We start from the raw sequence: 9,334 nt of genomic DNA, 5'->3' as shown, positions 1-9,334 counted from the left end.
CCCGACTCCCGAACACCCGCTCCTACCAGTTGGCGATAATGCCGATAGCGGTGGGCCCTGCAGCGATGCTGTCGATCGTGCCGCCCGGGTGCCGGCCCCGGCGCGGTGTTGTTCTGTCGCACTGTCCCCGGTCGCCCCGCCCGTCCACTGAGGTCGCCGCCCCGTCGACGCGGTTTCAGCCGACGTTCGCGCGGGCCGACTCCATCGTGCGGAGACGCCCTGTGGGCGGTCTGGCCCCGGTACCCGCTGGCCGCGGACTTTGACGGGCGGAACCAGTCAGACGGGTGGAATCCAACCTGACGGGTTAAGCGCCGGCCCCTCGGGGCAACACCGGGGCGGCTGGTTAACTACGCTCAAAACGTCACTGTGACGTTTCTAGGGGCGCTCCCCGTGAGGCCGGGCGACGAGCCCCGAGTTATCGAGGTCCCCCAGCGCCGGCGGGTACGGGCGGCCGCCGGTGATCCCACGGCACCGCCTGCTCGAGCTGACCGGCGAGGCGCAGGAGCATGGCTTCACCCCCGAGCTGTGAGATGAACTGCACCCCCATCGGCACGCCCTCAGCGGTCCGGTGCAGAGGTAGCGAGAGCGCCGGTCGACCGGTGAGATTGGCCAGCTGGGTGTACGGGATCCAGCTGAGGTTGTTGTTGATCATCGACTCCACGAGCCCCGAGTGTCGCAAGAGTCCGGCCGTCCGGGTCCTGAGCAAACCCTTCGCCGCACGGTGAGCGAGTCGCGGGGTGTCCAGCGCGCCGATACGCGGCGGCAGGTCGGCCAGCGTGGGCGTGACCAGCAGGTCGTAACTCTCGAAGAACGCGGACAGCCGCCGCACGTGCTCGTGTCGACGCATCACCGTGTCGACGTACTCGACGCTGCTGTGCGCTCGTCCGAGGGCCGCCATGATCTGCGTGTCCAGCTCGAAGTCCCCGTCCCGGCATCCGGTGCGCCTCTTGACGTCGTCGACCTGCCACGCCAGCACCACGAACCAGGTGGTGAGGAAGTCGCGCGCCAGCGCCAGGTCGTCGATCGGCTGTTCGGCGAGCATCTCGACGTCATGACCGAGGTCGGACAGCGTGCGTGCCGCCGCCTCGACCGATGCCGAGGCCTCCGGGTGTGGGTCGGAGTTGATCGAGGACGCGGTGCACACGCCGATCCGCAGCCGCCCCGGTTCCTTGCGGACCTGCGAGAGGAAGTCCTCGGTGGGCATCCCGGGGACGTAGGGCCCGCTCGGTTCGCCACCGGCCAGTACATCCAGCATCGCCGCAGAGTCGCGGACGGACCGCGAGATCACGCCGTGCGTCGCCGCACCGTGCATCGCCTCCCCTAGTGACGGCCCCATCGGCACCAGGCCCCGGCCCGGCTTGAGCCCCACCAGGCCGCAGCACGCGGCCGGGATGCGGATTGAGCCGCCGCCGTCACTGGCCCCGGCCACCGGGACGACACCGGCCGCCACAGCGGCGGCCGAGCCTCCCGAGGAACCGCCGGGCGTCCTGGAGGTGTCCCACGGGTTGCGGGCGGGCCCGAAGAGGTCCGGTTCGGTGATGCCCTTCGCGCCGAACTCGGGGGTGTTGGTCTTGCCGAAGATGACGAGCCCCGCGTCGAGCCAGCGCTGGACCACGGTGGAATGCTCGACCGCGGGGACGTGCGACAGGGGCCGTGAGCCGCCGCTGGTCGGCACTCCCCGGTAGTCCTGGCCCAGATCCTTGATGAGGAAGGGAACGCCGACGAAGGGTCCGTCGAGCGGTTCCGTCACCCGTTCGCGGGCCCGGGCGTCCATCCGGTGGACGATGGCGTTGAGCTGCGGGTTGACGGCGTCCGCCTGCTGCACCGCGACCTCGAGCAACTCGCTCGCCGTCACCTCCCCCGACCGGACCAGGGCGGCCAGGCCGAGGGCGTCGTGGCGACGGTACTCATCGATACGCATGGGGTGTGAGTCTACCCAGGGCCGCCCCGGGGGCCGGGCCAACGACAGATCACGCACACTCGAGAGATGACCCACTCGATGTTCCCCCGACCGGCCCGGGCTCTGGCGTGCCTCGCACTCGCTGTGTCGACTGCCGCCTGCGCATCGCCGTCCGGCGAACGCGACCCGTCCGCCTCGATCCCGGCGGACTCGTCGCAGAACCTCACCAGCCACTCGACCGTGCTGGACGAGCGGACCCGGACGTGGACGGTCTACCGTCCGCCGGCCGCGGTGGACGACCCCTCGGCACCCGTCCTCCTGGTCATCCATGGGACCGGGGACACCGCGTCGGGGATCCGCAACGGGATCGGACCCGATCTCGAGCAACTGGCCGACGAGGAGGGGGTCACCGTCGTCTACGTCGACGGTCACCAGAACAACTGGAACGAGTGCCGCGTCGAGGGTGACTGGCCCGCCAAGGTGGAGGACCTCGACGATCTGGGTCTCATGCGTCAGGCTGCCGAGTCGGTGGGGACGACCGGCCCCGTCTACGCGGTGGGCTTCTCCTCCGGCGGTCACATGGCGATGCGCCTGGCCCTAGAGGCGCCAGACCTGGTCGATGGGGTCGCGGCCGTGGCCGCAAATCCCCCGACCGCAGGCAACCTCGGTTGCGAGGTGCAGGGTGACCCGGTCCCCATCATGTTCGTGCAGGGGCGACAGGACCCGATCAACCCGATCGACGGTGGTGAGGTCCGCGTGGGATCGGGACTCACCGCGGTTTCCCGGGGCGAGGTCATGTCCGCCGTGGAGGGTGCGGAGTGGTTCGCCCGACACAACGGGGTGGCAGAGGGCCCGGGGACGCCGTCGACCAGTCGGGAGGCCGACGCCGAGACCCTCACCTGGGAGGGGCACGCTCCGGTCCGGCTGGTGATGGTGGACCGCGTCGGCCACTCCTTCCCCACCCTGTCCGGCAGGTGGGGCCGCGACGGAGGGGCCCGCTATGACGCCCCCGGTGAGATCTGGAGGTTCTTCTCCGAGCTTGAGTGAGAGAATCGGATTCACTCGGACGACTGTGGGGTCTCGGGCATCAGCGGGATCGGCGATCAGGGGCGTCGGTTCCGCCACGCGCGCCACGCCCCGGTGGACCACAAGGCCCACGCCACCAACAGGGGCTGGAAGAACAGTCGGACCAGGCGGGCGCGGTCGGTGTCCAGTCCGAAGGCGTCCGTACCGGTGACGTACTGCGAGATGTTGCCGGGGAAGATCGCAACGAAGAAGCCGGCGGTGATCCACCCCACGGCGGGCCGGACCCTCGAGGGGGCCAGGATGAGCGCGGCGCCCAGCCCGATCTCGACCACCCCGGAGGCCAGCACCACAAAGTCCGGGTCCAGTGGTACCCAACCGGGCACCTGGGCCTGGAACTCCTGGCGCAGAGTGGTCAGATGCCCCACTCCGGCGCCCGCCAGCGCTGCGCCGAGAGCCCAGCGACCGACGTAGCGGACCGCCTCCCCGGCCCGGCCTCCACGACGAGTCGCCTGGATGCCTGTAGGGCCGGCCGGTCGGTTGTCCGGAGTTCGGTTCATGGCAGAAGTATTGCGCACAATTCAATTGTGCGCAATCGACTTCCGAGAGACACTGGGTGGATGAACGCCGATCTCCGCCTCGACCAACAGGTCTGTTTTGCCCTCTATGCCGCTTCCAGGGCGTCGACCGCGGCGTATCGTGAGGCCCTGGCTGCAGTGGGGCTCACCTATCCCCAGTATCTGGTGTTGTTGGCCCTGTGGGAGGAGGACCGTCTGACGCTTCGACAGTTGGGCGAGCAGATGTACCTCGACTCCGGCACCCTGTCCCCACTGATCTCGAGAATGGAGACCGCCGGGCTGGTCTCTCGCAGCAGGGAGGGCAGGGACGCCCGAAGCGTGACCGTCGTGCTCACCGATGCGGGCCGCGCACTGCGCGAGGAGGCCGGCCGCATCCAGTGCGCAGTGCTGGAGAAGCTGGACATGCCTTCGGAAGACCTGGTCGAGCTACGCCGACTGGCGCGGAGCGTCGTCTCCGCTCTGGAGCGTGCGGGCGCCGACTGATCGACGCCTCGTATTCAGTCAGGCGTGCGGCGCAGGATCAGGCCGCGGTACGTTCTGCAACCTGAGCTGGCCCCTGGCCAGAACTTTCCCGCTCTCGGACTGGTTGATCACCACGTCCCACAACTGCTGGCTGCGCCCCTGGAACAGGGCCTCCGCGAGTACCTCCACGCGTCCACCGGTCGATGCCCGCAGGAAGTCGGTGGCGTTGTGGATGCCCACGGCGATCTGGCCGGAGTCGGTCACGGCGGCGCCGGCGCCCGCGCCGCCCGCCGATTCGACGATGCTCGCGTAGACACCCCCGTGGACGGTCCCCCAGGCGGTGAGGTGGTCGGTTCCGAGTTCCGCGTGTCCTCTGAGGGTCGTCGAGGTCACCTCGTCGACGACGAGTCCGGAGGCCCGGACGAAGGTACTCGCGTCATCAGAAGAGGCATCGGGGAACCCGTCGGAGGCGGTCATGAGTCCTTTCTACCCGCACCCGATCACTGCTCCGCGGCCCTCGCCACGGGTTGACGCAGGATCGTTCGCAGTCGAGCCGGTTCGGTCCTGCGCGCGTCGGAGAGATAGATCTCGTGATGATGCCCTGAGGCGATGAATCCGCGGCCGGGGATGACGTCCTCGTGCATCCGGGCGATCACCGGCGCTTCTGCGTCGTACGGCCCGACGTGCAGGGTCTGCAGGGCGGTGCCCTCGGTGAAGTCCTCCACGCGGATCCGGTCCACCGCGACGTGGGGCTTCCTCTCGGTCACCGTCTCGAGCGCGGCGACGATCATGTCTGCGGGAACCCAGTCCGGCTGCCAGATCATCATGGTCCATTCCCACGCGTCCTTGTTCCGCGCGGTGAACACCTCGAGATCGCGGGCGTACCAGAGTCCCTCGAGTGGGGCGACGGTGTGGACGCGCCCGAGCTCGCCCTTCGCCGCAGCCCGCACCGCATAGGAGCACGTGTACAGGGCCTCGATCACTGTGGCGTAGTCACCGGAAGTGTTGGGATCGCCGTGGCCGTCGGCCATGAGGAACCGCATCGAGGGCACCTCAATCACGTCGAACCAGCCGACTCGACCGTTGTAGAGATCCTTGCGATCGCGCTTGATGTCGAAGGAGTCCACGGTTCACCCTTCGCGAAGCTCGTCGATGTGCCGGCGGTAGACCTCGGTGAGGTCGTCGATGTACGCGCGATCCCACCTGGGGGTGATGTGCTTGCTGCAATTGGCGTCGGCGGCGACCAGGTCCACGACGACCGCCCGCTCCACATGCCCGGTGTAGGTCCTCTCCCCCATCACCCGCAGGCGCTCCACCAGCTCGGGGTCGCGGTCCGGCTCGACTATGCGGGCGTGGCCGAACACCTTGAGCCGGGACCGGGTGGGGTAATCGACAAAGAGCAGGCAGACGCGGCCGTCGTGGTCCACGTTGCCCACCGAGACGTACTGACGATTGCCGCGGAACTCCGCCCACGCAAGTGACGTGGGCGTCAGGACGTGGACGAAACCCGCGGGACCGCCGCGGTGCTGGGCATAGGGCCATCCGGTTTCGGTGACGCTGGAGAGGACGAAGTGGTCGGCGCGCCTGATCAGCGCGGAGTCGGTGCCCTCGAGGCTGAACTCGCCGGCCTCCGGCGGCCGGGTGAGTCCGACCGACGCCTGCCGGGCACGCGCGGCGGGGCCGAACGCGATCTCCGGATAGCGGTTGGCGGGCACGGGTCCAACCCTACTCCGCCCACACGCAGCGTCAACGCTGGTTGACGACCGGCCGTCGTCAATGTAGGTTGACGACCGAGGTGAGGGATGTGGAGACGACCTTCGATGACGACGACGACAACAACGACGGCGACGCGCCGAACCCGGTCGCGCGTCTGGCCGCGATCGCGGAGGCGAAGACCGCCCTCGCGCGCGAGGAGTCCGCGGCGGTCCGGCACGCCCGGCTGCACGGCTTGAGTTGGGCGGAGATCGGGGTCGTCCTAGGAGTGAGCAAGCAGGCGCTGCACAAACGGTTCGGTCGAGCGGGCTGAGTGACGGCGGACCTCAGCTGGTGGCGGGTTCGCCGCTCTGCCCCACGTACTGCGCGAGGTGCTCACCGGTGAGCGTGGATCGGGCCGCCACGAGTTCGGTGGGCGTGCCCTCGAACACGACGCGGCCACCACCGTGTCCGGCCCCGGGGCCGAGGTCGATGATCCAGTCGGCGTGGGCCATGACGGCCTGGTGGTGCTCGATGACGACGACGGACCTGCCCGCGTCGACCAGCTGGTCGAGCATGCCCAGCAGGTTTTGGACGTCGGCCAGATGCAGGCCGGTGGTCGGTTCGTCGAGCACGTAGACCTCCGCGTTGTCCGCCATCTGCGCGGCCAGCTTGAGCCGTTGCCGCTCCCCGCCGGACAGCGTGGTCAACGGCTGTCCGAGACGGACATAGCCCAATCCCACATCGCGGAGCCGGAGCAGTATCTTGTGCGCGGCCGGGATCCGGGCCGGTCCCTCGCGGAAGAACTCCTCGGCCGTGGCCACCGACATCTCGAGGACCTCACCGATGGTGCGCTCCCCCAGCCGGTACTCCAACACCTCGGCCTGGAAACGCCGCCCCTCGCACTCATCGCACATCGTGGCGACCCCCGCCATCAGCCCTAGATCGCTGTAGATCACTCCCGCACCCTTGCAGGTGGGGCACGCACCCTCGGAGTTGGGGCTGAACATAGCGGGTTTGACTCCGTTGGCCTTGGCAAAGGCTTTCCGGATGGGGTCGAGCAACCCGGTGTAGGTGGCAGGGTTACTGCGGCGGGACCCGCGGATCGCGGCCTGGTCTATCGCGACCACACCGGGCCGCGGGGACACCGCCCCGTGGATGAGCGAGCTCTTCCCGGAGCCCGCCACACCGGTCACCACGCACAACACGCCCAGCGGGATGTCGACGTCCACGTCCCGGACATTGTGGGCGGTCGCGCCCCGCACCTCGAGGTGGCCGGTCGCCTTGCGCACCTCAACCTTGAGCGACGCCCGGTCGTCGAGGTGCCGGCCGGTGACGGTGCCGCTCTCCCGGAGCCCGGCGACCGACCCCTCGTAACAGATCTCGCCCCCCTCGGACCCCGCGCCGGGCCCGAGGTCCACCACGTGATCGGCGATAGCGATGATCTCCGGCTTGTGCTCCACCACGAGCACGGTGTTCCCCTTGTCACGCAGCCGTAGAAGCAGGTCGTTCATCCGCTGGATGTCGTGTGGATGCAACCCGATCGAGGGTTCGTCGAAGACGTAGGTCACGTCCGTCAGCGCTGATCCCAGATGCCGGATCATCTTGACCCGCTGCGACTCGCCGCCGGAGAGCGTGCCGGCCGGCCGGTCCAGCGAGAGGTAACCCAGCCCGATCTCTACGAAGGAGTCCAGGGTGTGCTGGAGAGCCGCGAGCAGCGGGGCGACCGACGGCTTGGAGAGCCCGCGCAGCCATTCGGCGAGATCGGTGATCTGCATCGCCGAGGCGTCGGCGATGTTCAACTCCCCGATACGGGAGGACCGCGCGCCCTCGTTGAGGCGGGTACCGTCGCAGTCGGGGCAGGTGGTGAACACCACCGCCCGCTCGACGAACGCCCGGATGTGCGGCTGCATCGCCTCCACATCCTTGGCCAGCATCGACTTCTGGATCTTCGGGATCAGACCCTCGAAGGTCACGTTGATCCCGTCGGCCTTGATCTTGACCGGATCCCTCCGGAGCAGATCGTGCATCTCCTGCTCGGAGAAGTCCCGGACGGGCTTGTCCATGTCGAAGAACCCGGAGCCCGCGTAGATGCGCCCGTACCACCCGTCCATCGAGTACCCGGGCACCGTGATGGCGCCCTCGGCGAGCGACCTGGACCTGTCGACGAGTGCGTCGACGTCGAAGTCGGACACCGACCCACGTCCTTCGCATCTCACGCACATCCCGCCGGTGATGGAGAACTCCGCCTTCTGCCGGGTGCCGTCCGCCTTCTTGAGGGTGCCCACCCCGCTGGCAGAGGCGACGTTGAACGAGTACGCCTTGGGTCCGCCGATGTGCGGCTCCGCGAGCCGGCTGAACAGGATGCGCAACAGGGCTCCGGTGTCGGTCGCCGTACCGACCGTCGACCTGGGATCGGATCCCATGCGCTCCTGATCCACCACGATGGCCGCGGTGAGACCGTCGAGGAGGTCGACCTCGGGGCGCGCGAGGGTGGGCATGAAGCCCTGCAGGAACGCACTGTAGGTCTCGTTGATCATCCGCTGGGATTCGGCGGCGATCGTGCCGAAGACCAGGGAGCTCTTGCCCGAACCGGAGACGCCGGTGAACGCGGTGAGCCGGCGTTTGGGCAGGTCGACGTCGACCGACTTCAGGGTGTTCTCCCGCGCCCCCCGGACACGGATGACGTCGTGTGAATCGGCGATGTGGTCACTCACGGGGGCATCTCCTCGCTGCGGGTCTGCGGTCAACCGTAGGTGCCGAAAGACACCGCCCGCGGGTTATCCGGTGGCCCGGTTCACCTCAGGCGCTCGTGTCACCTCAATCGCTCGGCGCGCCGGGCAGCGGCCACCAGATCTCCGGACATCCGCGCCAACTCGGCGGCGTCCTCCCCCTCGACGATCGCGGTGTGCAGGTCCTCGCACGCACACCTGAGCTGGAACATGCGGTCCATGAGATCCGTCGACTCGGCGTCCGAGAGCACCACCGTCCCCTCCGGCAGCTCTCGAACCCGCAATGACTGGCGCTGCTCATAGGCGCGCTGACGGCACGAGCGACGGCAGTACCGTCGTCGTCGACCCGTGTTCCCCTCGTCGACCGGACGCCCGCACCACGCGCACGAGGCCTCACCCCGCCGGGGCGGGGGGAGCTCGGTGGGGGCGTCGGTGTCCACGGTGGTCAGGGTACCGAGAGGGTCCCCGGCTGGCCTGCTGCCGTGTGCCGTGGGAACATTTGGGGGGTCACCTGGCGTTACATGACCAGGAACACGACAGCGTCGTGTCACAGGATGTCATGTGGCAGTCAGCTGGACAGACGGACGAACACGGTAGAAGGAGTTCGCATGGCAGATCGAGTCCTCAGGGGCAGCCGCCTCGGTGCGGTGAGCTACGAGACCGACCGGGACACCGATCTCGCGCCCCGGCGGATGGCCAAGTACCAGACGGAGAACGGCGAGGTGTACGAGGTCCCGTTCGCCGACGACGCCGAGATCCCCGGCACCTGGATGTGCAAGAACGGCCAGGAGGGCCAGCTCATCGACGGCCCGTCGGTGGAGGTCAAGAAGGGTAAGCCGCCGCGCACCCACTGGGACATGCTCCTCGAGCGTCGGTCGCTCGACGATCTGGAGGACTTGCTCAAGGAGCGGATGGACATCCTCAAGAAGCGTCGGCGCGCCGGCGCT

The 9,334-nt window shown here is 68.6% G+C and carries 11 protein-coding genes; 4 read left to right on the top strand and 7 right to left on the bottom strand.

The genetic code is table 11. The features are described from left to right. Positions 1-415 precede the first annotated feature (415 nt). A complete protein-coding gene (locus tag CEY15_RS01605; RefSeq protein WP_095717000.1) occupies positions 416-1,921 on the bottom strand; it encodes an amidase in 1,506 nt (501 codons plus the stop codon). 66 nt (positions 1,922-1,987) lie between these two features. Here CEY15_RS01605 and CEY15_RS18360 point away from each other — a divergent pair, with 66 nt between their 5' ends. Further along, positions 1,988-2,947, top strand: coding sequence for an alpha/beta hydrolase family esterase (locus CEY15_RS18360; RefSeq protein ID WP_095716999.1), 960 nt, complete (start codon positions 1,988-1,990; stop codon positions 2,945-2,947). 56 nt (positions 2,948-3,003) lie between these two features. On the opposite strand, the gene CEY15_RS01595 is transcribed toward CEY15_RS18360, so the two are convergent. Beyond that, positions 3,004-3,483, bottom strand: a complete 480-nt coding sequence (locus CEY15_RS01595) for a DoxX family protein (RefSeq protein ID WP_141244199.1) — start codon at positions 3,481-3,483, stop codon at positions 3,004-3,006. 60 nt (positions 3,484-3,543) lie between these two features. Between CEY15_RS01595 and CEY15_RS01590 the strand changes: the two genes are divergently transcribed. Beyond that, on the top strand, positions 3,544-3,984 hold the full coding sequence (locus CEY15_RS01590; protein WP_095716998.1) for a MarR family winged helix-turn-helix transcriptional regulator: 441 nt from the start codon (positions 3,544-3,546) through the stop codon (positions 3,982-3,984). An 18-nt stretch (positions 3,985-4,002) separates the two neighbouring features. Here the strand turns inward: CEY15_RS01590 and CEY15_RS01585 are convergent, their stop codons facing one another. The 3 genes from CEY15_RS01585 to CEY15_RS01575 are packed head-to-tail and all read right to left on the bottom strand — an operon-like array spanning position 4,003 to position 5,678. Further along, positions 4,003-4,440 carry a PaaI family thioesterase gene (locus tag CEY15_RS01585; RefSeq protein ID WP_095716997.1) on the bottom strand — a complete coding sequence of 146 codons (438 nt, stop codon included), beginning with the start codon at positions 4,438-4,440 and terminating at the stop codon, positions 4,003-4,005. 23 nt (positions 4,441-4,463) lie between these two features. After that, positions 4,464-5,090, bottom strand: a complete 627-nt coding sequence (locus CEY15_RS01580; RefSeq protein ID WP_095716996.1) for a GyrI-like domain-containing protein — start codon at positions 5,088-5,090, stop codon at positions 4,464-4,466. 3 nt (positions 5,091-5,093) lie between these two features. Further along, positions 5,094-5,678: a pyridoxamine 5'-phosphate oxidase family protein gene (locus CEY15_RS01575; RefSeq protein ID WP_095716995.1), complete on the bottom strand. Its 585-nt coding sequence runs from the start codon at positions 5,676-5,678 to the stop codon at positions 5,094-5,096. Between the two features lie 89 nt (positions 5,679-5,767). Between CEY15_RS01575 and CEY15_RS01570 the strand changes: the two genes are divergently transcribed. After that, entirely contained in the window at positions 5,768-5,989 is a 222-nt protein-coding gene (locus CEY15_RS01570) for a sigma factor-like helix-turn-helix DNA-binding protein (RefSeq protein ID WP_095716994.1), read from the top strand. A gap of 13 nt (positions 5,990-6,002) precedes the next feature. Here the strand turns inward: CEY15_RS01570 and CEY15_RS01565 are convergent, their stop codons facing one another. Both CEY15_RS01565 and CEY15_RS01560 read right to left on the bottom strand, forming a co-directional pair. Then, on the bottom strand, positions 6,003-8,372 hold the full coding sequence (locus CEY15_RS01565) for an ATP-binding cassette domain-containing protein (protein WP_095716993.1): 2,370 nt from the start codon (positions 8,370-8,372) through the stop codon (positions 6,003-6,005). Positions 8,373-8,470: 98 nt separating this feature from the next. Then, entirely contained in the window at positions 8,471-8,827 is a 357-nt protein-coding gene (locus tag CEY15_RS01560) for a hypothetical protein (protein WP_042329798.1), read from the bottom strand. Between the two features lie 168 nt (positions 8,828-8,995). Here CEY15_RS01560 and CEY15_RS01555 point away from each other — a divergent pair. After that, a partial coding sequence (locus tag CEY15_RS01555) for an RNA polymerase-binding protein RbpA (RefSeq protein WP_095716992.1) occupies positions 8,996-9,334 on the top strand: 339 nt, incomplete at its 3' end.

The organism is Dietzia natronolimnaea (assembly GCF_002289575.1).
Taxonomy (GTDB): Bacteria; Actinomycetota; Actinomycetes; order Mycobacteriales; family Mycobacteriaceae; genus Dietzia; species Dietzia natronolimnaea_A.
Note: the sequence above shows the minus strand (reverse complement) of the source record. Positions and strands in the feature narration are given on the sequence as shown.

Coding starts and splice junctions, on each gene's coding strand:
- CEY15_RS01585 (WP_095716997.1), bottom strand. CDS start 4,440: ATGACCGCCTCCGACGGGTTCCCCGATGCCTCTTCTGATGACGCGAGT.
- CEY15_RS01605 (WP_095717000.1), bottom strand. CDS start 1,921: ATGCGTATCGATGAGTACCGTCGCCACGACGCCCTCGGCCTGGCCGCC.
- CEY15_RS18360 (WP_095716999.1), top strand. CDS start 1,988: ATGACCCACTCGATGTTCCCCCGACCGGCCCGGGCTCTGGCGTGCCTC.
- CEY15_RS01590 (WP_095716998.1), top strand. CDS start 3,544: ATGAACGCCGATCTCCGCCTCGACCAACAGGTCTGTTTTGCCCTCTAT.
- CEY15_RS01595 (WP_141244199.1), bottom strand. CDS start 3,483: ATGAACCGAACTCCGGACAACCGACCGGCCGGCCCTACAGGCATCCAG.